This window comes from Gynuella sp. (assembly GCF_050297175.1).
In the GTDB taxonomy this organism is placed as follows: Bacteria; Pseudomonadota; Gammaproteobacteria; order Pseudomonadales; family Natronospirillaceae; genus Gynuella.
The window spans coordinates 334249-360927 of the sequence record NZ_JBNKSF010000035.1 but is presented as its reverse complement, the minus strand read 5'-3'; the positions used below and the strand labels follow the sequence as shown (position 1 = coordinate 360927).

At 47.6% G+C, this 26679-nt stretch carries 22 protein-coding genes; 14 read left to right on the top strand and 8 right to left on the bottom strand.

Translation table 11 applies throughout. The annotated features are described in order from the left end of the window. Nucleotides 1–140 precede the first annotated feature (140 nt). The 11 genes from nhaD to ACQY6I_RS14675 all read left to right on the top strand — a co-directional run bounded on the left by nhaD (nt 141) and on the right by ACQY6I_RS14675 (nt 11585). Nucleotides 141–1394: a sodium:proton antiporter NhaD gene (nhaD, locus tag ACQY6I_RS14725; protein ID WP_428242253.1), complete on the top strand. Its 1254-nt coding sequence runs from the start codon at nt 141–143 to the stop codon at nt 1392–1394. A 248-nt stretch (nt 1395–1642) separates the two neighbouring features. Then, nucleotides 1643–1966, top strand: coding sequence for a HesB/IscA family protein (locus ACQY6I_RS14720; protein ID WP_428242252.1), 324 nt, complete (start codon nt 1643–1645; stop codon nt 1964–1966). A 112-nt stretch (nt 1967–2078) separates the two neighbouring features. Beyond that, nucleotides 2079–2990, top strand: coding sequence for a Fe-S cluster assembly protein NifU (gene nifU, locus ACQY6I_RS14715; protein ID WP_428242251.1), 912 nt, complete (start codon nt 2079–2081; stop codon nt 2988–2990). A 2-nt stretch (nt 2991–2992) separates the two neighbouring features. Next, nucleotides 2993–4201, top strand: coding sequence for a cysteine desulfurase NifS (gene nifS, locus ACQY6I_RS14710; protein ID WP_428242250.1), 1209 nt, complete (start codon nt 2993–2995; stop codon nt 4199–4201). A 155-nt stretch (nt 4202–4356) separates the two neighbouring features. Beyond that, nucleotides 4357–4719 carry a DUF1304 domain-containing protein gene (locus ACQY6I_RS14705; protein WP_428242249.1) on the top strand — a complete coding sequence of 121 codons (363 nt, stop codon included), beginning with the start codon at nt 4357–4359 and terminating at the stop codon, nt 4717–4719. A 213-nt stretch (nt 4720–4932) separates the two neighbouring features. Then, on the top strand, nt 4933–6453 hold the full coding sequence (locus ACQY6I_RS14700) for an ABC transporter ATP-binding protein (RefSeq protein ID WP_428242248.1): 1521 nt from the start codon (nt 4933–4935) through the stop codon (nt 6451–6453). After that, nucleotides 6450–7535, top strand: coding sequence for an ABC transporter permease (locus ACQY6I_RS14695; protein ID WP_428242247.1), 1086 nt, complete (start codon nt 6450–6452; stop codon nt 7533–7535). Before ACQY6I_RS14700 ends, ACQY6I_RS14695 begins: the two co-directional genes overlap by 4 nt. Further along, on the top strand, nt 7525–8457 hold the full coding sequence (locus ACQY6I_RS14690) for an ABC transporter permease (RefSeq protein WP_428242246.1): 933 nt from the start codon (nt 7525–7527) through the stop codon (nt 8455–8457). The genes ACQY6I_RS14695 and ACQY6I_RS14690 overlap by 11 nt, the downstream gene beginning before the upstream one ends. Nucleotides 8458–8593: 136 nt before the next feature. After that, on the top strand, nt 8594–9655 hold the full coding sequence (locus ACQY6I_RS14685; protein ID WP_428242404.1) for a BMP family ABC transporter substrate-binding protein: 1062 nt from the start codon (nt 8594–8596) through the stop codon (nt 9653–9655). A 439-nt stretch (nt 9656–10094) separates the two neighbouring features. Then, the gene (locus ACQY6I_RS14680; protein WP_428242245.1) at nt 10095–10655 is read left to right on the top strand and encodes a hypothetical protein; all 561 of its coding nucleotides are present in this window, start codon (nt 10095–10097) and stop codon (nt 10653–10655) included. 273 nt (nt 10656–10928) lie between these two features. After that, entirely contained in the window at nt 10929–11585 is a 657-nt protein-coding gene (locus ACQY6I_RS14675; protein WP_428242244.1) for a hypothetical protein, read from the top strand. 81 nt (nt 11586–11666) lie between these two features. Here the strand turns inward: ACQY6I_RS14675 and ACQY6I_RS14670 are convergent, their stop codons facing one another. The 8 genes from ACQY6I_RS14670 to pomA all read right to left on the bottom strand — a co-directional run bounded on the left by ACQY6I_RS14670 (nt 11667) and on the right by pomA (nt 23284). Next, on the bottom strand, nt 11667–12344 hold the full coding sequence (locus tag ACQY6I_RS14670) for an Ig-like domain-containing protein (RefSeq protein WP_428242243.1): 678 nt from the start codon (nt 12342–12344) through the stop codon (nt 11667–11669). Beyond that, nucleotides 12341–14410, bottom strand: coding sequence for a chitobiase/beta-hexosaminidase C-terminal domain-containing protein (locus ACQY6I_RS14665; RefSeq protein ID WP_428242242.1), 2070 nt, complete (start codon nt 14408–14410; stop codon nt 12341–12343). The genes ACQY6I_RS14670 and ACQY6I_RS14665 overlap by 4 nt, the downstream gene beginning before the upstream one ends. 661 nt (nt 14411–15071) lie before the next feature. Then, complete coding sequence (locus ACQY6I_RS14660; protein ID WP_428242241.1) at nt 15072–16055, bottom strand: sulfite exporter TauE/SafE family protein; 984 nt, start codon at nt 16053–16055, stop codon at nt 15072–15074. A gap of 80 nt (nt 16056–16135) precedes the next feature. After that, nucleotides 16136–17494 carry a cytochrome P450 gene (locus ACQY6I_RS14655; RefSeq protein WP_428242240.1) on the bottom strand — a complete coding sequence of 453 codons (1359 nt, stop codon included), beginning with the start codon at nt 17492–17494 and terminating at the stop codon, nt 16136–16138. Between the two features lie 5 nt (nt 17495–17499). Beyond that, nucleotides 17500–18564: an alpha-hydroxy acid oxidase gene (locus ACQY6I_RS14650; protein WP_428242239.1), complete on the bottom strand. Its 1065-nt coding sequence runs from the start codon at nt 18562–18564 to the stop codon at nt 17500–17502. Between the two features lie 15 nt (nt 18565–18579). Beyond that, nucleotides 18580–20157, bottom strand: a complete 1578-nt coding sequence (locus tag ACQY6I_RS14645; protein ID WP_428242238.1) for an NAD(P)-binding domain-containing protein — start codon at nt 20155–20157, stop codon at nt 18580–18582. 1396 nt (nt 20158–21553) lie between these two features. Next, nucleotides 21554–22516, bottom strand: coding sequence for a MotB family protein (locus ACQY6I_RS14640; RefSeq protein ID WP_428242237.1), 963 nt, complete (start codon nt 22514–22516; stop codon nt 21554–21556). Between the two features lie 12 nt (nt 22517–22528). Further along, nucleotides 22529–23284, bottom strand: a complete 756-nt coding sequence (pomA, locus tag ACQY6I_RS14635; RefSeq protein ID WP_428242236.1) for a flagellar motor protein PomA — start codon at nt 23282–23284, stop codon at nt 22529–22531. Nucleotides 23285–23550: 266 nt separating this feature from the next. Here pomA and ACQY6I_RS14630 point away from each other — a divergent pair, with 266 nt between their 5' ends. The 3 genes from ACQY6I_RS14630 to dxs all read left to right on the top strand — a co-directional run bounded on the left by ACQY6I_RS14630 (nt 23551) and on the right by dxs (nt 26663). Next, nucleotides 23551–23784 carry an exodeoxyribonuclease VII small subunit gene (locus ACQY6I_RS14630; RefSeq protein WP_428242235.1) on the top strand — a complete coding sequence of 78 codons (234 nt, stop codon included), beginning with the start codon at nt 23551–23553 and terminating at the stop codon, nt 23782–23784. Continuing rightward, the gene (locus ACQY6I_RS14625; RefSeq protein ID WP_428242234.1) at nt 23781–24680 is read left to right on the top strand and encodes a polyprenyl synthetase family protein; all 900 of its coding nucleotides are present in this window, start codon (nt 23781–23783) and stop codon (nt 24678–24680) included. The genes ACQY6I_RS14630 and ACQY6I_RS14625 overlap by 4 nt, the downstream gene beginning before the upstream one ends. 105 nt (nt 24681–24785) lie before the next feature. Then, complete coding sequence (gene dxs, locus ACQY6I_RS14620) at nt 24786–26663, top strand: 1-deoxy-D-xylulose-5-phosphate synthase (RefSeq protein WP_428242233.1); 1878 nt, start codon at nt 24786–24788, stop codon at nt 26661–26663. The last annotated feature ends 16 nt before the right edge of the window (nt 26664–26679 follow it).

Below are 26679 nucleotides of genomic sequence, written 5' to 3'. Positions count from 1 at the left end.
GGGGTGATAAGGAAAAAATTAGTAATTATTCCCTGTCACCCGTCGCATGTTGCTGGTAAAGCCGGTATGATCCTGCTGCCAATTTTCCTTGACTTGCGTCAAACCTCCTTTAAATCTGAACACATAAGCGATTAATTTCAATGTTGAATATTATTCTGGTTGCTCTTGCAGTTGTCGCCTTGCTGGGCGTAGTGCTGGAAGAAAAAATTCATATCAACAAAGCAAAGACAACGTTATTCATAGGGACTATTTCCTGGATCATTCTATTTATTTCCTCTTCAGGAACGGAAGGCCATGAGTCGGTTATCGAGGCACTGGGTGAAAATATTGCTGAGATTGCCAGCCTTTGGTTGTTCCTGTTGGCGGCCATGACATTCGTCGCATACCTGAACAAAAAAGGGATGATTGAAAACATGATATACATCATCCTGCCCAGCCGGATCAGTGAGCGGGCGTTGATGTTTCTGGTGGCGATATTCTGCTTTGTATTTTCTTCACTGGCCGACAACATTACAGCGACATTGGTTTCCATGGCATTGATTCTGTCGTTGCGATTGCCCGACAAGAAAACCATTAAGTTTGCCACTCTGGTGGTTTTTTCCGTCAACTCCGGCGGGGTGTCACTGATTACGGGTGATGTGACCACACTGATGGTCTTCCTGGCTGGCAAGGTGTCCATTATTGATTTGTTGTATTTGATTGCTCCGGCTTTGAGTGCCGTAGTGGTTTTGGCCGTGGCATTGTCCATGACTGCTTCCAGCGAGACGGTTGAGATCAGTCGCAGTCACTCCAAAGAAGTGCGCCAGGTGGATGTACTCATTGGCATTACCTTCCTGTGTACAATTATAGGAACTATCCTGCTGAACATCTTCTTCCAGATTCCGCCGGTGCTGACGTTCCTGACGGGATTGTCTTTGATGTTCCTGATTGCCCGTTTCTTCAATGAAGATATCGATGAAGATCCGATCATGGAATATATCCGCATTATTGAGTTTGAAACTCTGATGTTTTTCCTGGGAGTTTTGATGATTGTCGGCGTCCTGAAAGAAATTCATGTGCTCAATAGTCTGGTACAGATTTATCACGTTTTGCCACCATTTGCGGCGAACTACCTGATGGGGCTGTTGTCTGCTGCGATTGATAACGTACCGCTGACAGCGGCGTTGTTAAAAGCCGGTATCGATATGGCCAAACCAGAATGGATGGTGTTGACCTACTCTGTCGGGGTTGGTGGATCGCTCTTGGTCATCGGTTCAGCGGCGGGTGTGGTGGCCATGAGTAAAGTGAAAGGACTGACTTTCGGGGCATACATTCGTTATTTTCCGTTGTTGTTACTGTCCTACACGATTGGATGTCTGGCAGTGTACGGTATGGGACATCTGGTTTTCACCTGATTGTAACAGCCATGACACAATCAGGTGTCATGGCTTCATCTCTTCTCTCTTCTCTCTTCTCCGTTATCCGGGCCTGTCGTAAATCTGACAAAGCCGATTTAGTTGATCTAAATCAAACAACATTCTTTCCTCTGTTTAAACCCGAAAACCAATCAAAATCAATCGCTTAGCGATTAAATTCCCTGTGGCACAAGCGTTGCAATTTTCATCCGTGACGAGAACGCAGACTTTTTCCAGGGGCACGCGACATGATCAATATGACAGATAACGCAATCGCGGCAGTCAGCCGTTTCATTGCATCCTCGACCAAACCTGTTCTGGGGTTACGCATTCGTGTTGAAGGCGGAGGGTGTTCCGGCTTTCAGTACGGTATGAAACTGGAAGAGGAGGCAACCAACGAAGATGAGATCTTTGAAGTATCCGGATTGAAAATGTTGGTGGACGCAAACAGCCTGCCATTGATTGAGGGCGTGATCATCGATTATGTCGAATCCATGGAAGCCAGTGGCTTTAAGTTCGAAAACCCTAACGCCAGCAACAGTTGTGGATGCGGTAAATCGTTTTCCTGTTAACGGTATTTACCAGGGCCGTGTCCAAGAGTTGCTAAGCAACGGGCAGGGCTGTACCGAATCCAACCCATCGTCTGAAGTCGCTGGGCCAGAAAGAGATTGAGGAGAGGCAAGCATGTGGGATTATTCTGAAAAAGTAAAAGAGCATTTCTTTGATCCGAGAAATGCCGGTGCCGTTGAAGGCGCCAATGCAGTCGGGGATGTGGGGTCATTAAGTTGTGGAGATGCTCTGCGGCTGTCCCTGAAAGTTAACCCTGAAAATGAAGTGATTGAGGCAGCCGGATTCCAGACATTTGGTTGTGGTTCGGCCATTGCGTCCTCCTCTGCACTGACAGAGATCATTAAAGGCATGACCATCGATGAAGCGTTGACGGTGACCAACCAGGACATCGCAGATTATCTTGATGGTTTGCCACCGGAAAAAATGCATTGTTCGGTGATGGGACGTGAAGCCTTGCAGGCAGCCGTAGCGAATTATCGTGGCGAAGAGTGGAGCGACGATCATGAGGAAGGCGCATTGATTTGTAAGTGCTTTGCCATTGATGAGGTGATGATTGAGGAAACTATTCGTGCCAACCACCTTTCCACGGTCGAAGAAGTGACCAACTATACCAAAGCTGGTGGCGGCTGTGCGGCCTGTCACGAAGGTATCGAGGGGGTGCTGGCCAAAGTGTTGTCCGAGCGTGGTGAAACCTTTGTACCGGCTGGTGTCGGAGCATTGCCAAAGCGCAATAAACCTGCCGTTGCAGCTGCCGCTACTGGTGCAATGACCAGTTTACAACGTATTCGTAAAATAGAAGCCGTATTGGATGAGATTCGCCCTAATCTTCGCCGCGACGGTGGTGATGTGGAGTTGGTGGAAGTGATGGATAAAAACATCTACGTGCATCTGACCGGCGCCTGCAGTGGTTGTCAGATGGCAGCACTGACTTTGAGCGGGATACAACAAAAGCTGATGGAAGCGCTGGGAGAGTTCGTGAAGGTGATTCCGGACTCTGAAATGCCTGTCGCTCTTGCGGGGGTGTAGTCATGGCTGATATTTATCTGGATAACAATGCCACCACCCGGGTTGACCCGTTAGTGGTGGATGCCATGCTACCGTATTTTTCTGAGCAGTTTGGCAATCCTTCGTCGTTACACAGTTTTGGTAATAAAGTCGGTTTTGCGATTAAGCAGGCAAGAAAGCAGATTCAACAGCTGATCGGCGCAGAGCATGAATCAGAAATTATCTTTACCTCCTGTGGTACAGAATCTGATACCACGGCGATTATGTCTGCTCTGGCAGCACAGCCGGAACGAAAGGAAGTGATTACCACGGTAGTGGAACATCCGGCAATTCTGAATCTGGTGGATCATCTCGAAAGTGAAGGATATACGATTCATCGTCTGGCGGTGGATAACAAGGGGCGACTGAACCTGGATGAATATCAAGCGCTGTTATCAGACCGTGTTGCTATCGTCAGTGTGATGTGGGCAAACAATGAAAGTGGCACCATGTTTCCGGTGGAAAAAATGGCTGAAATGGCGGCCGATGCGGGTGTCATGTTTCATACTGATGCGGTTCAGGCGGCTGGAAAAGTTGCCATAAACGTTGCCGACAGTGATATCCACATGCTCTCCATTTCCGGCCACAAGTTGCATGCTCCGAAGGGGATTGGCGTGCTGTATTTGAAACGTGGGACGCGCTTTCGTCCGTATCTGCGTGGTGGTCATCAGGAACGTGGGCGTCGTGCCGGTACCGAAAATACTGCCAGTATTATTGGTCTTGGTAAGGCTGCCGAACTGGCCATGAATCATATGGAAATGGAGAACACTGAGGTTAGGGCCATGCGTGATCGCCTCGAACAAGGACTGTTGTCAGCGATCCCTTACAGTTTTGTGACGGGTGATCCTGATAATCGATTGCCCAATACGGCTAGTATTGCTTTTGAATATATTGAAGGCGAAGCCATTCTGTTATTACTCAATAAGATGGGAATTGCAGCATCGAGTGGCTCTGCCTGTACTTCCGGATCTCTGGAGCCCAGTCATGTGATGCGGGCTATGGGAATACCTTATACAGCCGCTCATGGAACCGTGCGTTTTTCTCTGTCCCGCTATAACACTATGGCAGAAGTTGAACGAGTGATTGAAGCAGTTCCTCCTATCGTTGCCAAGTTGCGGAAATTGTCCCCTTATTGGGGAGACGATGGGCCGATTGCAGAACAGGGAGAGGAGTTTGCACCCGCTTACGGCTAACACGATTCTGAGTTTTTTCACAACCTTACGTGTCTTTTGGTCTGCAATATTGCAGACCCTTTCTATTTCCATGAACAAAAACGATCAAATACTGGCGGTTTACTATTGGCCCGGACTAAGATGTTCGTTTTATATCCGCTAGGTAAGGATTGTTAATGACTATTGCCATTTCAGTATTGATTGTTCTGATTGCCCTTCAGCATGTGTTGTTTCTGTTGGTGGAAATGTTTTTATGGGATAAACCGTTTGGTCGGAAAATGTTTGGTTTACAGGAACAGTTTGCCCGTGACACTAAAGCACTTGCTGCCAATCAGGGCCTATATAATGGTTTTCTGGCGGCAGGCCTGTTCTGGAGTTTGGTGGCAGGATCACCAATTGCCACATCCCTGAGTGTTTTTTTTCTTGGGTGTGTTGCTGTTGCCGGTGTATTTGGTGGATTGACGGCCAATATCCGTATTATCTGGGTACAGGCATTGCCCGCATTAGTTACTTTGCTATTGATTTGGTTGCAACCGTAAAAAACTGACTGATTGGTCAGAAAATAAGGGTGCTAAGGCATTCTGATTTCCATTTTGGTGCGCGGGCAAATTTTATGGCCCGCTTTTTGTGCTAGACCCCCTAGAGTGTATACAATACCCCTCCTGTTTATAGCCTACTGACCATATGGTCAGAGAATTGCTAAGAAGCCATTTCAACGCTATTCGCTCAACTGAATTAATGAGAATCATATAGTGCAAGGTCACCATCCCAGACTTAGTCTTTGGAATATCACCAAGAGATATCCCGGATGTATCGCCAATCAAAGTGTTTCTTTATCCGTTCAGCCCGGTGAAATCCATGCTTTGCTTGGAGAAAACGGTGCTGGCAAAAGTACGCTGATGAAAATCATCTATGGAGTCACCCATGCCGATGAAGGTTCGATCATCTGGGAAGGAAAAGAGGTAGATATTCACGCGCCTACAGATGCCCGGAAACTGGGCATTGGTATGGTATTTCAACATTTTTCCTTATTTGAAACATTGTCTGTTGCCGAAAATATTGCCCTGGCCTATTCAGAGTCCAGCCTGACGATTGCCGAGCTCAGCGACAAAATTGTCACTGTCAGTCAGCGTTATGGTATGCCTCTGGAGCCCGATCGACTGGTCCACACCTTATCAGTGGGTGAACGTCAGCGGTTGGAGATTATTCGCTGTCTGATTCAGGACGTTAAATTGTTGATTCTCGATGAGCCAACGTCTGTACTGACACCACAAGAGGCCGATTCTCTGTTTGACGTGCTCAGAGCCCTTGCCGCCGAAGGTTGTTCAATTCTGTTCATCAGTCACAAGCTCAACGAAGTCAAAGCGCTATGTCATAAGGCTTCGGTACTGCGCCAGGGAAAAAATGTCGGTGAGGCCGATGTGGCAACAGCTACAGTCAATGAACTGGCCAGTCTGATGGTTGGGGCACAGACCCAGCTTGAACGCGAGTATGAAAAACGTCTGGGCTCGGAAACGATGCTGGCGTTACAGGGGCTGTCCCATGCATCCGTTGAGCCGTTTGGTGTCAGTCTCAAAAATCTGAACATGGAAATTCGTGCTGGTGAAATCCTGGGCATTGCCGGTGTGGCAGGAAACGGCCAGGAGGAGTTGTTCAGTATTTTGTCTGGAGAAATGTTGTGCCAGCAGTCGGAACAGCTGACTATAAATGGCCGGGCCATAGGCAGATTGAATCCGGCACAGCGACGTTCTTTCGGCATGGCCTATGTTCCTCCTGAGCGTAATGGCCGTGGTGCGATTCCAGAGTTTTCACTGGAGGAAAATGGTCTGCTGACATCACCGATGACCGGAGTGGCCGGCTGGCTGAAACTGAAACAGATTCGTCAGTTTGCCAATCAGGTGATTTCCACGTTTGGTGTAAAATGCCATCACTCGCGCTCTCCCGCATCAAGTTTGTCCGGTGGCAATCTGCAAAAATTTATCATCGGCCGGGAAATTCTTCAGCAGCCCAAAGTGCTGATCGCTGCACATCCAACCTGGGGTGTTGATTTCGGTTCTGCAAAAACCATCCATGAAGCGTTGATTGAGTTGCGAAATAATGGAACAGCCGTGGTGATTATTTCTGAAGACCTGGATGAGTTGTTTCAGATCAGTGATCGTATGTCGGCATTGTTCCATGGCCGGCTGGCACCAGTTAAACCAACCACTGAGGTGAGTATTGATGAGGTGGGACGCTGGATGGCGGGTGTATTTGATCAGGAGCAGGTGGCATGAGTTTAAAAATAGAAAGACGCCCTGAACCCTCGGAACTGATGCGCTGGTTGTCACCGGTACTGGCGATTACCGGTACGTTGATTGTATCAGCCATTTTTTTTGCATTGTTGGGCAAATCGCCACAGGCAGTTTTTTATAACTTTTTCATTGCGCCGGTTCAGGACATTTATGGTGTGACCGAACTGGCCGTCAAAGTTGCACCGTTGCTGATGTGTGCCGCTGGTCTGGTGATTTGCTATAAAGCTAACATCTGGAATATCGGTGCTGAGGGACAGTTTGTATTCGGCGGCTTGATTGGTGGCTGGGTCGGGCTGCAGTTTCTGGATACCAACTCATACTGGGCCATCGTTCCGGTCATGTTATCCGGGATGTTGGCGGGAGCATGTTGGGCAGGTATTGCTGCACTACTAAAAGTACATTTCAATACTAATGAAATTCTGACCACGATTATGCTGAATTACGTGGCGCTCAATCTGTTGCAGTATGCCGTTCACGGACCGCTGCGTGATCCGGCCGGATTTAACTTTCCCGAGTCGGCCATGATGTCGTCTATGACCGCGATGCCGGTGATATGGCCTAATACCCGTGTGCATTTGGGCATTGTGATTGCGTTGCTATGCTGCCTGTTAATCTGGGTGATACTGTCGCGCCTGCATTTAGGTTTTCGCATTCGGGTGCGCGGCGCCGATGAACATGCCGCTCGGTTTGCAGGTTTTAGTGCCAGATCATTAACCTGGGTGTGTCTGTTAGCCAGTGGTGGATTGGCAGGACTGGCCGGTGTGATTGAAGTGACTGGACCCATCGGTCAGCTCATTCCAACGATCTCTCCGGGATATGGCTATGCCGCCATTATCGTGGCATTTCTGGGAAGGCTGAATCCAGTGGGAATTATTCTCTCCAGTATTATGATGGGATTGATTTATCTGGGTGGGGAGCTGGCACAAATGAATCTCAATCTGCCCATTGCGGTGACCAGTCTGTTTCAGGGGCTGCTGTTATTCTTCATTCTCGCGTCAGATCTCTTGGTAAGCCATCGCCTGGTGTGGGATTCGGCCAAAGGAGCGACTGTTCATGGATCTTGATTTAATCACCAATATTTTATTTGCCATGGTACGTATTGGTACTCCTTTATTGTTGGTCGCCCTGGGTGAACTAATTTGCGAAAAATCCGGCATTCTGAATCTTGGTCAGGAAGGCATGATGTTGATGGGGGCGGTACTGGGATTTATTGCTGCATCGACTACGGGTAGTCTGTTTGTAGGTATCTGTGTGGCTATGCTGGGTGGCGTGATGATGTCTCTGCTGTTTGGTTTTGTAGTGCAGGTACTGAATGCCAATCAGGTAGCAACCGGGCTGGCGTTGACCATTTTTGGTACCGGGCTGAGCGCTTTTATCGGTTATCCCTATGTGGGCAAAACCATTGCCGGATTTGAACCGGTGAGCATTCCTCTGTTGAGCTCGATTCCGTTGATAGGTAAGCCGTTATTTGCCCATGATGTACTGGTGTATTTTACCTTCGCGTTGTTTTTCGCAATCTGCTGGTTTGTCTATAAATCCCGCGCTGGATTAAAACTCAAAGCTGTTGGCGAGAACCCTCAGGCAGCACGCTCAATTGGACTGCCGGTTATTCGGATTCGTTTTATGGCGATTGCTTTTGGCGGGGCTATGGCTGGTCTGGCCGGTGCATATCTGTCCCTGGCTTATACGCCTTTGTGGGCCGAAAATATGTCTGCCGGTAGGGGCTGGATTGCTCTGGCGCTGGTGGTTTTCGCGACCTGGAGACCGGAGCGGGTATTGATTGGTGCTTGGTTGTTTGGTCTGGCAAGTATTCTGCATTTGGTTTTTCAGGGGTTGGGTTTTGCGGTGTCTCCCAGTCTATTGGCGATGCTACCGTATCTGGTGACCATTCTGGTACTGGTACTATTGTCACGTGATCCAATCAAGCAAAAGTTGTTTACCCCTGCTTCTCTGGGCAAGCCATTCAGGGCTGGAGATTCAGGTTGATTTTTAATGGATTCGTTTTTGTCCGACAGAACATGTTCGGAACAGGCGATTCAGCAGGTGCACCAATGATCAATTTTGGGGCGCTCACAGTTAATGTCATAAACATATAAACAGGAGTAGTTCAATGATCCGATTGATGTCCCGCTGGCTGCTAGCGACCGTGGTTGCGTTGGCCAGTGCTTTCAGTCTTGCCGATGACCCGATGAAAGTAGGGTTTGTCTATATTGGTCCGGTTGGTGACCATGGCTGGACCTACGAACATGAACGTGGTCGTAAATTGATGCAGGAACACTTTGGTGACAAAGTGGAAACAACGTTTGTGGAAAATGTGCCAGAAGGTCAGGATGCGGAGCGTGTGATTCGCAGACTGGCTCAGGCGGGTAACAAAATCATATTTACCACGTCGTTTGGCTATATGAATCCAACGGCTAAAGTTGCCAAACAATTTCCTAATGTTTATTTTGAGCATGCTACCGGTTACAAGCGTAGCAAAAACATGAGCACCTATGTTGGTCGCACATATGAAGGGCGCTGGTTGTCCGGTACTGCTGCAGGCATGATGACCAAGACCAACGTCATTGGCTATATTGCCTCTTTCCCTATCCCGGAAGTGATCCGTGATATCGATGCTACCTATATGGCAGCCAAAGCTGTCAATCCTGATGTTAAAATCAAGATTGTCTGGGTTAGCAGCTGGTTTGATCCACCAAAAGAAGCGGATGCTGCCAACACCCTGATCGATCAGGGGGTTGATGTCATTCTTCAACACACTGACAGTCCTGCACCGGTTCAAGTGGCAGAACGCCGCGGCGTCAAAGCAGTTGGCCAGGCATCTGATATGAGCGAGTTTGGTCCTAATGCTCACATGTTTTCGATAGTGGATAACTGGGCGCCGCATTACATCAGAACCGTTGAAGAAGTTATGAATGGCACCTGGAAACCGGAAGACTATTGGGGTGGATTCCATGATGATCTGTTGACCATCAGCTCGGTCAATAAGAATCTGCCAGAAGATGTCGTGGCCAAAATTGCGGCAGAACTGGCCAAAATAGAATCAGGTGAGTTCAAACCTTTTACCGGCCCGATCAAAGACAACACCGGTAAGGTGGTTGTGCCGGCCGGCCATTCACTGACCGATCAGGAACTCGCTGCTGTGAACTGGTATGTGGAAGGTATAGACGACACTATTCCGCAATAACCGAGATACCTGATAAAAAAAGCCCGCTTCTGCGGGCTTTTTTTTAGGAATAGAGTCACTCTGATATGCGAAGCGGTATATTTTTGAGGAATATTGAGTATCGGCGAAAGCAGTAAGGGTGTGGCTGTTTGGATTTCTTATTTTCTTGATGATCACGAGATTCATTGTCAATCGATAGAGGTTATATATCGAGAGTATTGGCTTTGCCAGAAATCAGATAGTTAAGCTCTTATTTGTCTAGTTTTGTAGGTCAATAGACGCTTCTTTTTATTTGCAAAATTTTTGTTGTTTTTTTGCAAATTTTCGAAAAAACAGCAAAATACACACCTTCGTATCCAAGCTTGAATGACTTGGGTTTTGAGTATGGAAAATAGCTTTACCATGGAGTTTAGCTTTTATGAAATGATTACTTCCTGCCGTATCTGTTGTGCTGTTCGGTTTGAGCGCATATGGTCAATCCGAAAATTATTACAGTCACAATGATCAATATGGTTACCACGAGCGGAAAGGCCTTTATTTGTCTGCGGGTGCAGGTATCAGCTCGACGACAATGGAGGTTGAATTTGATGGCTTCACCGGTGATACCGCGATTGATGGTAATACTGGCCTGCAGACGGCATTTAAGATCGGGGGTTCCATTACTCCGAATGTGCAACTGTATTATGGACGCTTTGCTTCGTTTGGCACTTTTGAAAATGCCATCGATAGCAGTGATGAGGCTTATGTAACCGGCCTGATGGGGTTGGGGATCAACTTATTTGCCAAAGATTCGAATTTTTTTGCTGAAGGGCTTGTGGGTATATCCGACTTTACCTTGCCGGATAAAAGTGAGTCGTTAGACCCTAGTGTTGGTTTCAGCATTGGTCTTGGTTACCAGGTAGCCAAGTATGTTGAAATCAGTGGCCGGGCCATGTTTTATTCTTTGGAAGATCCTGATATTGACGGGAAGGAGTATTCCCTGAGTCAAATTGGTCTGACGATCAGTCTCTGTTTGTATTGATCAAATAGTGCTCCCCCCTTCTTTTGACAGAGACCTTGACCAGGTCTCTGTCCTACCGTTTTTTCAATCCATTGTTATTCTCATCAAATCTGTACTTCAGTTGGTATTGTTGTTGCTCTGACTCTGAGGCTGTCCTTGCTGTTGTCTGGCTCTGGGCTTTACAGGTACGCATTAGCAGGCTGGCAAGGATGACAGACGGAATGTTGTTGCCGCTGAGCGGTTATGTTTCGCCTCTGCCATGTTTGGAGGGTGTCAATTTATGAGGGGATATCGATGACCAGTGTTTCTTCCTTGAACGGTAGCAATACTTCTGCAATCAACAACTATGCAACCAATACTGCTAAAACCGGGGCTTCTGCCAGCAGTCAAACGCAGACTGAATCAGATGCCTCTGCCGATACCGTAGAGCTGTCTACCCGAGCGCAAAAAATCCAGAAACTGAATGAAGAATTTTTTCCGACCGGGCCTAAAAATTTTACTCTGTCTCGGGCCTTTATTGAGCGTTTAAATGAATATGGTTTGATTAGTGATTCGGAAGCTTCTTCCCTGGGCGACACTCTGTCGACGTCATCGGACAATGATGATACTGCAGCACTGGATACCCTGACTGAAGATGTCACCAGTTTGATCGAACGGTTGAAAGAGCAGGACACAGACAATGCACTGATTGAACCCCTGCAACAGGCGCTGGATGTGATAGACAGTTTTGATAGTTATCAGGCTACAGGTAGCTCTGAAAGTATCAGTACTATTTTAACGAATCTGAATTACTATCAGAGTGCTGCGGAGAGTGGTGATCTGAATGATTCGGATGCAAAGACTCTAAATCAGTTGAAGCTGGCATTGAAAGTGGCCGACAAGCTCAGCCCTTCGACACTGTCTTCAGAAAAAGTCAGCAGTTATCTGGCCATCTTTGATCAAATCACATAAGCATCTTATTCCACCAATATTCCGGTGCATGAAATGTCCTGTTTGGTACCGGAAGCGTTATGTTGTGCAACTGTCTTTTTGTTAACGGGGCACATCTAATTCCAGCGGTGCTGAGAAAACACTGTTTAATCCTTGTGTATCTTGTGTGGCAACCTTGATCTGATACCGACCACTTGTAACGCCATTAATTAAAATTTCGGGTGTATTGTCTGTGGTATAGAGCAGTTTGAAATTGTTGTCCTGCTCATGCTTATAAGCAACCACATATCGTGCAATATCATTTTCAGGGTATAGGTTTTCACCATTTTCACGGAGTTGCGGTGGCTGCCAGGAAACCCGAAGAGATGTTCGGGGTAGAAACAGTTCAATCGTGACTTCTGCCTGTGCGACGGCAGTGCCATCGCTAATGGTGTAGACGATAATGACCTGACCGACGGATTTGCCATCCGGCTCGAACTGCAGCAGGCCATCGCTTATGCTCACCTTGCCGGTTCCTTGAGTGATGCTTGCATCCTGCAGGGAGATCGGGTCGCCATCCGGATCAGAATCATTACCCAGCACATCTATCTTGAGTATTTTCCCAGCCGGGCTGCGAGCGCTGTCAGCAACCGGTAGTGGTATGCGGTTACTCGATGGTGGATTTTGGTTAGGGCTATCCGACACAGAATGATCATTAGAACTGCTGCCACAACCACTCGTTAATAAAGTCACGAGCAATAAGGAGCATAGTGCAAGTGTAGATTGTAGAGCGGTTTTCACTGCGAATCCTCGGTTAATATTTTGACTTGTAGTGTGGTTGGTGCTTGAGGGGCACTCAGGCTGCCTAGGTGATCATCGTCGATACTAATGGCATTTATTTGTAGAGTACCGGCCCCCAACGATTTAAATGCAAAGGTATCTACAGCTGTTAGTGAGGCCTGTTCGCTACGAAACTGAAAGTGATCGGCGAGCAGCAGACTATTGCCGCTGCTTAGCTCACGCACCATCACCGAGTATTGTTGGGTATCGAGGAAGATATCTATGGTGATCTGATATTGTTCCCTCTTAGTGTAAGGCAATACTTCCAGCGAGTGATAGAGATCGCCATCCCTAATATCTATTTCACCGTTGCTGTTAAAGCGCACAAGCGTAGCCAGGCCGCTATACGATGTCTGGTTGTCGATATTTCCGAGCGAAAATCCGATCACGGAGTCTTGTGGATTGAGCAGAGGCATGACTGTTGTAGTAAGCCGAAAATTCTGGTCTCTAAAGCCGATTGACGCATTTTGCCAGTCTTCTGAACTGGTAAATGGAGCCACTGAAAGAATGGTGTATTGCTGTTCTGTTATATCCGAGGCAGCGCCATTGTGCATTGCAATTGCGCGTAAGCGTAGAGATTCGTTAATAGCGATTGGTTGGGTGTAAGTTGCTGATGTTGCATCGGGTGCGCTGCCATCCAAAGTGTAGTATATGGTTGCACTTGGGGTGGGGGATTGGATTGTGACCAGCTGTTCCGACAAATAACTGCCACCGGAGGGGGAATATTCTGGCGCGGCAGGTAACTCTGGCAGTGGCTCACTGTTTAGAACAAAAGCCTCATACATCGCGGCAGGGAAGTTGCCGATGGCGTTGACACCTGCGCCATAACCGGTACCTACCGGCCACTCGCTTTCAAAGTAGCGCGGATAGTATGCAAAGAAAGGTTCGTGGTTCCACAGCGTTTCCATTCCCATTAGTTTGGCAACCACAAAGTGTGGAAAGGTTGCCGAGCCACTCACTTGCCTGTAGATAGCTTCCCAGTGTTTGTTGTCGGAAAAGGGGCGCGAACTATGGCGAATGCCCCATTCGGCTAAGCCGATATCGCTGGTGGTGTAGGGTAGTGCTGGCTTGCGGCTATCGGGAACCCAATCAGGGCTGTGAGTATTATCAACTTCAGTCTGCGATACACGAAAGGTTTGTTGATCTTCCTGAAATACAAGCCTGTTGCCATCAGCGTAAGACAACAGGTTGCTATCATTAAACAGCATTCCGGCCAGTAACAGTAGAGTCTTACGGCCCTGATTATGCCCGCCATCCGCACCCCACACCGCGCCGTAGCTGGCGGCACCATAGATATCTATTCCGGCCTGTAGTGCGCCTATTAATATTGGCATCTTTTCCTGTTCAGAAAAGTCCAACTGCAGCCACAGTAGAGCGTTACCAGCACTCTTGGCGATTTCGCGCCCATAGTTACCAAACGGATAGTTGAGGTCCGGATGATAATAACGTCCCACCCAGTTGGTCTTAAGTTCTATCCAGGGATGAGCAAAGGTGTTTTCCAGGCTGGTTTTACTGGGAAGGGGAATGTCCAGCTTGCTCGCTGGCAATTGACGCAGCAACTTCAGGTTAAGATCGGTGATATTCCAGCGCAATGATTTATCGGTGCCAGCATACGGTGGTCTGAAATCTCCGGTGGCGGCCGGGTTTGCCAGCACAGTAAGCACTTCGATTTGGTGAAGCATCGATGCATCGCCTTCTGCAGAAGCATTACTTTTGCTGCTTAAAAGAGATGAGCCAGGCGACAGCCGCAGTGGAAGCTGCGTCGCTACATCCAACGTAGCGTCGTAAGGAATGCGTTGCATGGCATTATCAAAACCCTGTGCGCTCACATTCGGTAACGGGTTTAACATGCTGCCGTGCTTGCCTGCGCTGGCTGCTGGTGTAATTGAAACAACTGTAACCGGACCTACGACCCAAGGGTCTCCGTTAGCGAACACGCCTTGTTGAGCTTTACTGAGATCTTCCTCAAGTGTCCAGGTTATGCCATGGTGTTCAATTACAGTCGTTGCCCAAATAGGGTTTGGCACACAGCAAAGCCAGATCAGACAACAGAGCGTGGCTGGCCATACCCTGTTGTGGGACGATAAAGGAAAAAGGGAAAACATGATTGTGACCTGATATGTGACTAACTCGAATCCCGTTAAGAAGGCCGTGCTAGTGATAATTAAACTGATTTAGTGCCATATGTTATCAATGTTGGCAATTTGTACGGTGTACGAAATCACATTTTTGCTTTGGGTTATATAAGAAATTGTTTGCGCTGGGTTGATTGTCTGGTCGCAGGTGATTAGGGGGGGAACCATCTGTCGGGGCATAGGGTTTTCACAGAGCGCGGATGTTGGCACAATCTTATGAGCTCGATATAAATGCACGTTGGGCTTATAACGTCGATGACTTTAGCAAAGCAAATCTGAACAACTCAGTGAGACCGAGTACTGCGAAGATTATTAATTCGTTAAAGTTGGCTGCCAAACTAATCTATCGAACAGTGAACGGAAAAAAGCAGCGGTTATTTGGGTGGGTTTGGCTAAGGGGCCTCTGAAAAATAGGAATAGTTTTGATGCCTGCGAGGAAGCACCACTCGCAACACCGCAATTTACGGTGTAAATGAGGATGTGAAACTGTGGCTGACAACCTCCGGTGCGAAATAGGCCATTCTTCAGAGGTTCCCTAAATATCATGAGCGTATTATTCCATCAATGCTCCTGTAAAAATGATCCAGGCGGAAAAAAGTAGTTTCAATCTGTTGCCGCCGAGATATTGAGTAATGTAACGCGCCACGAATCCTCCGATCAGAGCACTCTGACCTGCGAACAGGACAATTTCGATGCTCATATTCAGATGCGGGGAAATATGATGAATGACCCCGGTCAGCACCGCAATGGATGACGTAAAGACGCCAATAGCAACCGCAACCGTGGTTGGGAAACGCAGAAAAAACAATAAAAGCGCAACGAACTCGCCGACACCTACCGATATCCAGGCGGTCACTATACCGCCTGTCAGGCTGGTCAGAACAAGCAGAACTGTTGCTGTGACAGTTAATGATCGAGAGGACTGTGCTAAACGGTTCTCCGCTTTGTCGTTTAAGGGGGTTTGCTGACTGGTAGATCGATTGCGAGTAAAGAGTGTAAACACTATCAGTATGAGGCCGAAACTGATTGAGAAAACCCGAAAGACAAGCGCCATCTCAAATACAGGTTGTGTTACCAGGTATTGTCCGATCAACATCCCGGTGATGGTTGCCAGGCCACTGAAAAGCATCAATTGTTTTAACTGTCTCAGCATGTTGTCATCGTGTTGGTATTGCCGATGCAGAGCGTGTAACCATGACAAAGCTCCGGCAGTCATGCCACAGGATTGGATGGCCATACTGGTGGCTATTGCCTGCACAGGCATAATTCCCATTGCGGCGAAAAAAGGAATAAACACTACGCCACCACCGGCCCCCGTAGAGTTGGCTACCAAAGCGCCAATTAAGCCAAGTATAAAAAAGATCCCATATTCACTGATCAATGTTTGAAACCCGGCTTCCCAGGTGATGATGGTCAAATAGAAGCATGGGAACAATATTCCGTACAGCCAGATAACTGGGTGAGATAGAATTTTGCGGGCAACGTCCCCGCCTTTATATAAATATGATTTGGCAGGTGTTTCAACAGGCGTCGTCACGGTGTTATTTACCTCGAATGAATACTTCTCTGCGGAATATTCAGGCGTGCTCCAGCAATCGTTTGGTTCGCACGAATATATCAAGAACTTTCCAGTTGCTGAAAATATTTTTTACACAGTTTTAGTCTTTTGGCGTGCAGAATCATAATGGTGCCAAAAAACAATTGAGTCAGGCTGCGATAGAGGTCCTCCCAATGATCCCTAAGCAGCATGAGAGGGAGAATCATATGTCTGATAAATGTGTGATCCGAAACTGCCTGATTCAACATGACCAGACATGGTCCCCGGTTTGGTAGTGAACGGGTGTGTGGGACGGGGCTGCTAAACCAATAGTTGTCGATTACATGGGATGCCAGCCGTCGCATGGTTACTGTTGCCAGACCCTGAGCCGGACAGGAGCGATTGCTGGTTATGCCAAATGGCATAAAGTTTGAGTCTTTGGCCGGACATTGTTGCCAGCGATCAGGATTGAATTGATCGGGGTTTTCATAACCTTGTTTGTGAAATTCAGGATAATTAAAGCAAACGACCGTGCCTTTTTTGATCGTGGATCCTTTAAAGTTCACGGTGTCGGTAACGATTCGATGTGCGATTCCAAACAATGGATTCAGTCGCAGACTCTCATTAATAACATCATCCAGGTAGTGATCATGATTGCCGTTTCGCAACTGTTCCTGGCAGCGTGGATGCTGAGCAATGACCAGCATCAGGTGGCTCATGGCTTCAGACATTTGAACAATGGCAGTGTTAAAAAAGGCTCCTTGAAGGTAGTGTGCCTGTTCCAGGATTGTCAATCCGGGAGGGAAGGTATGGGGAAACTCATTGTTGTTCAGTTTGTTCACAAGAAATTCTGTGAGCTGATGACGTGTCGACATGTTTCTCAACTTGCAGCATTTGAGCGCATTTACCACATCACTGGCATGGTTCACGATCAGGTTTCTGGTTTTCTCATTACATGGTTCGTTAAATAACAGTCGATAAAAAAAATCGGCCCAAATCGGCATGAAGGCGTCCCGCAAACGAACGCTGGTCCAGTTTTTTTTGTGGTTCAGTGATAATTTGAGAGGGTCGTCCTGATATTGATCGATCATACTCTCCAGTTCTGCTCTGGATTTAGCCATTAACTGCCGGGTAAAGCGAGATAAGTGACGGTAGCGATCATTCAGTTCCAGATGTTCGGGATGAACTTCCGGGCCGGGAGCGAGCCAGTACCAGAACAAATCTGACAATTCAGCGCCTTTACTTCGGCCATTCAGGGCCGGGTTACCATAAAGTGTTTTGAAATCTTCGGCACTGAATGAATCGCTGGGAAGGTGTAACGCTTCTTCGCCATTAATGCGGGTAAACACGTTCATCCTCAAGCGGATGATCAGAGGTGGCAGCCAATACGGTAACGACAATACGAATGCAACAGTAACTGTTAATAGGATTATATTCATATCAGTTAGCCTGTGGTCAGTGATTTGGAGTAAATCAAGTGTTGGTTTATGTCTTTTCTGGTTCGACAACCGCATAATTTTGTTGCAGTCAGTAATTCCTGCTGCAGAGTCTGCAGAACATCAGTAACGCCCTGTTCACCGTTCACGGTCAGCCCCCATATGACAGGGCGACCCAGTGCGACAGCAGAGGCACCCAACGCCAGAGCTTTCAATATATCAGTACCATGACGAATCCCACCGTCCAGAATGAGCGGTATGCGGTTTTGTGCTGCGTCTGCCAATGTTGGTAATAACTCTATGGTTGCAGGTGCGCCGTCCAATTGTCTGCCGCCATGGTTGGAGATGATGATGGCCTGCACTTCCTGTTGGATGGCCAGAACAATATCTTTAGGATGCAGGATGCCTTTTAGAATAATCGGCAGAGAGGTTTGTCGTTGTAGCCAGGAAATGTCCTCCCATTTCAGGCTTTCATTGAACTCTATCTCCCGGAGTATGCCATGCTCATCGATCATATTTGGACAACTAAGTCCCCGGGGCAAGTCGTTGAAGCCATTACGTAAATCTCGTTCACGAATGCCAAAGACCGGCGAATCAACCGTGACAACCAGACCGGAACAACCGGCCTGCTCTGCCTGGCGTACCAGGCTAAGAGTGAACTGTCTGTCCGGTTGAATATAAAGCTGTTGCCAGACAGGCGCGTTGGGGTTGACATCTTTAGCAGCCCTGCAGATATCCGCCGTTCGAGTATTGGCGGCCAGGCTAACGATCATCAGGCTATTACTCCGGGCGATCGCTCTGGCCGTGGCCAGTTCTCCATCATGGTGTGCCAGTTTATGAAAAGCCGTCGGTGCTGCCAGGATAGGAAACTCGAGCATGCCACCAGGCATTTGAGTGTTGAAATTGTCCTCAAATGAACCGCGCAACACTCTTGGCCAAAGATGAATATTCTCAAATGATTGCAGATTCTCCCGGATTGTCGTTTCTGTACCAGCGCCTCCGATGAAATAGTCTGCATATATTTTTGGCAGACGTGCCAGAGCCATATTTTCCAACTCGTTCAGACTGATCATAATAACTCTCCGATATCAGACTTCGGCGGTATCCGGTACTGTGGCTTCGGTAACAAGCTTCAGACAGCTGCTCAGATATTGTTGCAGCGGTACGACATGCGACTCGTATCGGTTCCATTCGTTTTCGAGATTTTCAGCCATATGGTGGGTGGAAACATATTTTCCCTGCAAATAAAAACGCAGCACCGGATGCAGATACTGAGCGTTTAGAGCATTTTCATGGTCGTCTTGCGAAACTCGGTCGATATCAATGTTAAATGGGTCAATTTTGTCATGATCAGGACCGTACTCAAGAGAAAGACTGAGATAGCTTTTACGTTCCTGGCCGAAGGTGTCGTGACAGAATGCTACGGGCAGTTCCTCAATATAATGGCAGCCTGCCTGATCAAACAGTACTGAGTCACACATAAACTCAAATTGTTGCCATAGTGCCGATGTTCTATTGATGCGTTCAGCAATAAAGCTCGCGAGTTGGGTTTCACTTGGAGGCAATGTATGAGTGGGCAGCGGGATGTTTTGATAACGGAGATTTAGGATATGAAACAGTGATCGCACCGCATAGCGGAAACCATGAACGAATCCGCAGGTTGATTTTTTAAAATCCCGTTGCTGCATGAGAGTGCCGGCAAAATATAAATCAGGCACATTAACGGACTCCCACTGACTGTTCATTTCAGGGAATCTGTCATGGATTGTCATACTCGGGCGGCAGGATGTGGCAAAAATATCGGTATTGAAACGAAATCCAGTGCAGCAAATTACCCGATCATAATACAGCGTTTTATGGACTTCGTTGGATCTGGAAAAACTGAATATGACTTTATATTCATTATCCAGCTTTTCAATATTGACGACCTCGCCATCCAGAATGGCATTTTGTGATTTAAGTTGATAAGTGTCGAGCAGGTTATTATTGACTGCACGTAAATGTCCGACGTAATGAGTCTGCCATGCCAGACGTATAGAACTGCGGCCGGCAACATGAATGTATGCCGTCGTTTCAATTAGATTATCAGCGGTTTCAAAGGCGGAATTACCCTTGCCAATGATCAACACCCGTTGGTTCACGTAATCCATTGGATCAGTAACTGTGTTGGAATAACGCTCGCATAGTTCGATTCCCGGAATATCAGGGATATTCTCCTGAGACACGCCAGTCGCCACAATCAGTGCACGGCATTGATAGGTTTGTCCGTTGTTACAGTGAATGGTAAACACGTCGGTCTTTTCGATGCGATCCACTGTCTGATCGAAGAGTACGTTGATTTGGTGATGCTGATGAAAGTCTTCCAGGTAGGTCACAAAGGTATCCGCTGACGGAAAATAACGGCTGGAATAATTAGGGAACTGCAGCTTATGGTCGTCGTTCAGCAATGAGTTCCAGTCTGATCTCAGATTTCGTTCAGGATCAGTGTCGCCGGTGTACTTTTTGTTTATCGAAATGAGTTGTCGATGACGAGGGTATTGTTTGAAAAAGCTGCCGACTCCAGAACCTGACTCAAGAATCAGGTAATCAGCAGAGTTTTGCTGCATCAGATACCCCAGCTGTAGACCCGCCGGGCCTGCACCGATAATTATGTAATCTTTGATCATTGTTTCCTCCGGTCAGTGGCTGAACGTTTTTAATTGCTTGCATTCCGGAGGTTTCAGATTTTTCAATAAGTTATTGATTTTAAAATCTTTCCGGAAGATATTAATTGTTCATTTTCTGTCTCTCAGATTCTCCTGCTAATCGTTGGACGATTGGTTTCGCCGGAATAAACTGTACAATTCAGTTGTTATCGTCCGGTATCATGTCTGGCAGTCCTGAGTTTTATTAAAGGAGTATTCTCCTTTTTTGGGCTGAAACTTTTTCTGAACTGTCATCTGTGTCAGTTTTTCTGAACAATTGAACTGACCTAAGGTGTTTCAGAGACTCTCTAAATTTTCTGTTTTGCATCGAAAACACCTTCTCAATGTATTGTTTATCCTGTTAATGACTGTCAGCAAATACGGATGTAGTTTTTTCGGATAGTATTTTCCAGTATGGCTTTAATGTTATCTCTATATTTAAGGAACCTTTGAAAAATGGCCTGTTTTCGCGCAGGACGTTGTCAGCCCCAGTCTCACATTCTCATTTGCGCCCGTACATTGCGGTGTTGCGAGTGGCGATTCCTCGCCTGCATCAAAACTATTCCTATTTTTCAGAGGCCCCTTAACAGTACTTTCAACGGTTGATTTTTTTTGAAGTAATTCACGTTTGTAAAGTTGCTTTAGTATTTTTTAGTTATTGGGAAAGATGGTAAGTCAAAAGAAAAGTTTTTTTAAACGTGAAATTTCCATCTTCATACAAAAGGATGATGTTTTTTAGTATGGCAATATTCCGTTTAAAAAAGGCGAATATTGGTGGTATTTTTTGAAAATACAGAGTGTCTTATTTTTCTCAGAAGCTCTATTTTAGTCGGAGATATTTTTGTTAATACGGAAAGAATTATCATAAAAAGGTACGTTACGACAGAGTAACCATGTGCCGTTCCGCATTCTTGGGGTTGGATAAAATTTTTTGGATAGAATTTTTATTCGCTTTCTGTTTTAGTGAGTGATCATGATTTTTTAGGGTGTCTTACTTAACATATTTTCAGTACCTGATGAATGCACGATCCCCCCAACGCCATCGCTTTGAAATTGGTCAGATATATATCGTAAAGAAGCAAGTGAGCCTCAGATAAATAGGAATAGTGTTGGTGTCGGCTCGGAAACCGCAGTTTTCTGGAATCAGTGAAGATTTGTGAAAGTGCCGGCTATGGAGGAGTGGAAAATATCTTTTGTGTGAAAACAGGTTATTTTCAACGGCCCCTTAGTACCATTGATGTGCGTTTTCGTCCGTTTCAACCAAAATGATAAAGTTAGAACATATTTCTGAAGGTGTTTGATCGGTTATGGGGTAAAGGACATTGAGAACACCTGAAACCAGCCGTACCGGTTTCAGGTGGTTTAGGTGATAACTTAATCAGAAAATGTCTTCAGGGCTTAGGCCAAATAGTGATGGATCACTAAAGTCTGCATTGTCACCCTGCTCTTCGGGTGGAATGATTTCGTCCTGGTATTCATCATTTATTTTCTTGATCAGTATTTCAACACGACGGTTCTGTGCCATAGCTGCCGGCGTGGTTTGATCCGTCAATGGGCGTGTTGAGCCATGGCCGACAATGGTAAAGCGCTGGGCATTCATTTCCGGGGCCTCGAACAGATACTCGGCTACTGCCAGAGCTCGGGCGGCACTGAGCTGGAAATTGTTGCGAAACCGGCCACCTACCATTGGTGCCGAATCGGTATGACCTTCTACATAAATGTCGCCACGAATATTGATCAGTAATTCCCGAATCATGTCCAGTATTGGCAGAAACTCGTCAGCCACATAATCTGACCCCGGCCCAAAGGATTGTTCTGATATTCGGATAACTATTGTTTCTTTGATGGTCTCTATCTGCAGCTTTCCGTCTTCGATCTGTTTTTCCAGTGCCTTGGCAAGTACTCTGGCATCTTCGCGGGCTTCAGCTTCGGCTTCCTGCATAACGGCAATATCACGAGACTGTTTTCCTGAGGTGCCCTGGGCGGTCTGCTGCTGTTGCATTTCGTCCTGACACAGGACTTCGAGACTATCACGCAGGTCATCTATGGTCTGTTGTCGGATCTGGTTGATGGGAGTTGGCTCTGGTTTACCGGGTGAAAATTCCTGGGCAATGATGCTGGTGCCCTTGGGGATGGCATTCACATCTATTTGATTCTGGACCCCAAAGGCATTGCGCATGGACCCGGCCAGACGTTTGAACTTCAGTGCATCCATTTCTGAAAATGACAACAACAGCACAAAGAAGCACATCAACAGACTCATCAGGTCTGCAAAAGTGGCCAACCAGCCCGGTAGGCCTGGCGAACAGGGGGGGCAATCGTCTTCGGTATCGTCAGACATTAGTGACTTCCATTATTCCTCAGTACCACGTTTACTTGGAGGCAAGTAGGTCTTCAGTAATGATTCGATAATTCGAGGGTTTTGGCCGGCCTGGATGGCGAGCAAACCATCGATAATGAGCTTTTGCATGAGGTCCTCTTCCGAGGCCCGCAGGTTCAGTTTGTCTCGTATTGGTAGAAACACGACATTGGCCATGACAGATCCGTAAAGGGTGGTCAGCAGCGCTACCGCCATAGCCGGACCAATAGCCTTTGGATCATCCATGTTGGCCAGCATCGCCACCAGACCGATCAATGTACCGATCATGCCCATGGCTGGTGCTACGTCACCCATGGCATTAAAAATACTCGCGCCAGCACTGTGGCGGCTCGTAGTGAGTTTCATATCCCGTGTCAGCAGGCTCCGAACCACTTCAGGATCATGGCCATCGACCAGCAGCTGAATGCCTTTACTCATGAACTCATTGCTGACCTCCTTACCTTCGAGAGACAGTAGTCCGCCTTTGCGGGCGGTATCGGCCATCTCAACGATCTCTTCAATAACGTCCTCGGGCTTGCTCATTTTGAATGAAAAAGCTTTGCCAGCAATCTTCATGGCACCGAGATACTGTTCCAGGGAATATTTTTGCATTACCACGAAAATTGAACCGACGACAACGATCAGAATCGATGGCAGGTTGTAGAACATGCCGAGGTTTCCACCCAGTACCATCGACATTATGATCATAGCAAGCGCGCCTATCAGGCCAACGATGGTTGCTAAATCCACTATAAACCTCTAAGTATCTGCATGTTATATCCGGGAATCAGCGACGGATTTGTCCCTGTACAGGCTGCCGGACCCAACCAGTATGTTATACATCTATAGTTACAGATAGTAACAATTAATCACGTGCCTCTTAAGTCTAGACAAATTCTCAGAAGCGCGATGTAAATAAATAGCATCTCAATTATTATCGGCAGTGGTGAGATAGAGTTGACCGTTTTTTTACCCTCAGTTAGGGTTGCGGTTCTTTTTAAGGGGGCACGTAGTATATGGCAAAGCAAGAGCCGATTAACTTTGAGCAGTCGTTCAGTCAGTTGGAGGCACTGGTCCATAAGTTGGAAAGTGGTGAGCTGTCATTGGAGGACTCTCTGAAGTCATTTGAGCAGGGGGTTTCCCTGGTTCGCAGTTGCCAGACAGCTTTAAGCGAGGCTGAGCAACGAGTCCGGATTTTGATGCAGGAAGGTGATGGTTTGGCGACACGGGATTTCGATGTTCAATCATGAGTAGTTTTGAAGCCATTCTTGAGGCCTTTAAGACCTCCTTCGAACCCAGCCTGCGCGATGTAATCGGGACTCTGCCACAAGGGGCGGAACGACTTGAAGAAGCCACTGTTTACAGCCTAATGGCCGGCGGCAAACGTTTACGATCAATCTTGGTCAAAGCGGGTGCCCGAGCTGCAGGTTGCGAACAGCAGAGCTGGCTGACACCGGCCATAGCCGTTGAGTTGGTACACACCTACTCGCTGATTCATGATGATTTACCTGCCATGGATGATGACCATCTACGCCGTGGACAGCCGACCTGCCATGTCGCTTTTGACGAGGCAACAGCGATACTGGCGGCTGATGGTCTACAGGCCGCTGCGTTTGATTGTCTGGCTAACCGTGAAGATGCCTCCCTCAGTAATCGACAGCGTTTGCATATGGTTGCACTGTTGGCCCGCGCATCCGGACTTTACGGTATGGTGGCCGGACAGGCGATCGACGAAGCATCGTCGGGCAAAATTATTACGCTGGCGCAGTTAGAAAAAATGCATCGCCTCAAGACCGGAGCATTAATCAAGGCTTCGCTGGGGTTGGGATGCTTGTGTACCGAATCCCCTGAATCCCCCGTCTATCAACAATTGCTGAGCATAGGTGAGCTACTTGGGCTGGCTTTTCAGGTGGTTGATGACATTCTTGATGTGGAAGGAGATACCCATACTCTGGGCAAGCCGCAGGGTTCGGATTTACATCACAATAAGAATACCTACCCATCCCTGATGGGACTGGACGCCGCCAAAGACTACGCCCGGACCCTGAAAGAGAGAGTTGACGGGCAAATTGCCAGGCTTGAAGGTGTTGGTGACGTGGAACTGCTGAAGCAGATCACTGAATATGTATTGATTCGCGACCACTAACCAGGCCTCCTCAATACCTTTCGCCGGCCCACTGATAATCCGATTTCTCAGTGAATGGGCAAATGCTCTAAAATGGCGCCAATTATTCTGGACTAAGCACAACTAATGAAGACTTTTGAACGTATTCCCAGGGAACGACCCAGTACGCCGTTGTTGGATCAAATTGATAGCCCCCTACAATTGAAGGCGCTGGAGCTGAATCAGTTACCGGCATTGTGTGATGAATTGAGGGAGTTCCTGCTCTATTGTGTAGGGCAGTCGGGTGGCCATTTGGGGGCAGGATTGGGAGTTGTCGAGCTGACGGTGGCTCTGCACTACGTATATGACACCCCGGATGATCGGTTGGTCTGGGATGTGGGGCATCAGGCTTACCCTCATAAAATTCTGACCGGACGGCGTGACCGGATGACCAGCATCCGCAAAAAAGATGGCTTGTCTGCTTTTCCGAGCCGCTATGAAAGTGAGTACGATACTTTTGGGGTTGGCCATTCCAGCACCTCTATCGGCGCGGCCATGGGTATGGCCATAGCCAATCGCTTGCAGGGTAACGGCCGCAAGGTGGTGGCTGTGATCGGTGATGGCGCCATGACAGCGGGGATGGCATTCGAAGCTTTGAACCATGCCGGCCATGATGAAACGGACATGCTGGTGGTCATGAATGACAATGACATGTCCATTTCCGAAAATGTGGGCGGTTTACAAAAGGCCATGTCGAGAATTTTTGCTTCCAAAACCTACTCACATATGCGTGAAGGCAGTAAGAAAGTGCTTGGAACCATTCCACCGGTATGGGAACTTGCCCGCCGGGCGGAAGAACATATGAAGGGGTTTGTGACCCCCGGTACCATGTTTGAGGAGCTGGGTTTTAATTATGTTGGCCCGGTAGATGGTCATAACGTTCTTGATCTGGTAAAGACCTTACGCAATCTGCGTAGTTTTAAGGGGCCTCAATTTCTGCATGTTGCCACCACCAAGGGCAAAGGGTTTCGACCCGCGGAAGATGAGCCAATCAAGTATCATGCGATCAGCAAGATTGAACCGCAGAAAAATGGTCAGACTGACAAGTCGTTGCCCAAATACTCAAATATTTTTGGTCAATGGCTGGTAGATCAGGCAACGGCTGATCCTCTGCTGGTCGGCATTACTCCGGCCATGAAAGAAGGATCGGATCTGATCCAGTTTGCCGAACAATTCCCTGAGCGTTATTTCGATGTGGGCATTGCCGAGCAACATGCCGTGACCTTGGGGGCCGGAATGGCTTGTGATGGCATGAAACCAGTCGTTGCCATCTATTCCACGTTTTTACAACGAGCCTACGATCAACTCATTCATGACGTAGCCATCCAAAACCTGGATGTCCTGTTTGCCATCGATCGTGCCGGTTTGGTGGGAGAGGATGGGCCTACCCATGCCGGTAGTTTTGATCTGACTTATCTACGCTGTATTCCCAATATGGTGGTAATGGCCCCGAGGGACGAGGATGAATGCCGCAAAATGTTGACCACCGGTTATCAATATCAGGGACCAGCCGCCGTGCGTTATCCCCGTGGCAGCGGTATTGGGGTCACTGTGGGCAGCTCTCTGGAAACGTTGCCGATTGGTCAGGCCGAGACTCTTCGTAATGGTCAGAAAGTAGCGTTATTGGCTTTTGGTTCCATGGTTGAGGTCTGTCGTCCGGTTGCGGAGCAACTCGATGCCACTCTGGTCGACATGAAATTTATCCGGCCCTTGGATGAAGCATTGATTCTGGAAATGGCCGCTCAGAATGAGCTAATTGTAACTATTGAGGAAAACGCTATAAAAGGGGGCGCTGGCTCAGGAGTAAACGAAGTACTGCAAGCCGCCGGTTGTACCGTTGCGGTCATGAACCTCGGGTTGCCGGATCAGTTTCTGGCCCATGGCAAGCCGGCAATACTTTATCCTGAGATCGGTCTCGATGCCGCAGGTATTATTCAGGCCATCCAAACGCGATTGGACAACTGATTCGGGAAACCAGATG

Excerpts from the sequence above, each read along its gene's own strand:
- nifS (WP_428242250.1), top strand. The coding sequence starts at position 2,993 with ATGGCTGATATTTATCTGGATAACAATGCCACCACCCGGGTTGACCCG.
- ACQY6I_RS14705 (WP_428242249.1), top strand. The coding sequence starts at position 4,357 with ATGACTATTGCCATTTCAGTATTGATTGTTCTGATTGCCCTTCAGCAT.
- ACQY6I_RS14695 (WP_428242247.1), top strand. The coding sequence starts at position 6,450 with ATGAGTTTAAAAATAGAAAGACGCCCTGAACCCTCGGAACTGATGCGC.
- ACQY6I_RS14655 (WP_428242240.1), bottom strand. The coding sequence starts at position 17,494 with ATGAATATAATCCTATTAACAGTTACTGTTGCATTCGTATTGTCGTTA.
- nhaD (WP_428242253.1), top strand. The coding sequence starts at position 141 with ATGTTGAATATTATTCTGGTTGCTCTTGCAGTTGTCGCCTTGCTGGGC.
- nifU (WP_428242251.1), top strand. The coding sequence starts at position 2,079 with ATGTGGGATTATTCTGAAAAAGTAAAAGAGCATTTCTTTGATCCGAGA.
- ACQY6I_RS14640 (WP_428242237.1), bottom strand. The coding sequence starts at position 22,516 with ATGTCTGACGATACCGAAGACGATTGCCCCCCCTGTTCGCCAGGCCTA.
- ACQY6I_RS14630 (WP_428242235.1), top strand. The coding sequence starts at position 23,551 with ATGGCAAAGCAAGAGCCGATTAACTTTGAGCAGTCGTTCAGTCAGTTG.
- ACQY6I_RS14645 (WP_428242238.1), bottom strand. The coding sequence starts at position 20,157 with ATGATCAAAGATTACATAATTATCGGTGCAGGCCCGGCGGGTCTACAG.
- ACQY6I_RS14720 (WP_428242252.1), top strand. The coding sequence starts at position 1,643 with ATGATCAATATGACAGATAACGCAATCGCGGCAGTCAGCCGTTTCATT.
- ACQY6I_RS14690 (WP_428242246.1), top strand. The coding sequence starts at position 7,525 with ATGGATCTTGATTTAATCACCAATATTTTATTTGCCATGGTACGTATT.
- dxs (WP_428242233.1), top strand. The coding sequence starts at position 24,786 with ATGAAGACTTTTGAACGTATTCCCAGGGAACGACCCAGTACGCCGTTG.
- ACQY6I_RS14685 (WP_428242404.1), top strand. The coding sequence starts at position 8,594 with ATGTCCCGCTGGCTGCTAGCGACCGTGGTTGCGTTGGCCAGTGCTTTC.
- ACQY6I_RS14625 (WP_428242234.1), top strand. The coding sequence starts at position 23,781 with ATGAGTAGTTTTGAAGCCATTCTTGAGGCCTTTAAGACCTCCTTCGAA.
- ACQY6I_RS14650 (WP_428242239.1), bottom strand. The coding sequence starts at position 18,564 with ATGATCAGTCTGAACGAGTTGGAAAATATGGCTCTGGCACGTCTGCCA.
- ACQY6I_RS14675 (WP_428242244.1), top strand. The coding sequence starts at position 10,929 with ATGACCAGTGTTTCTTCCTTGAACGGTAGCAATACTTCTGCAATCAAC.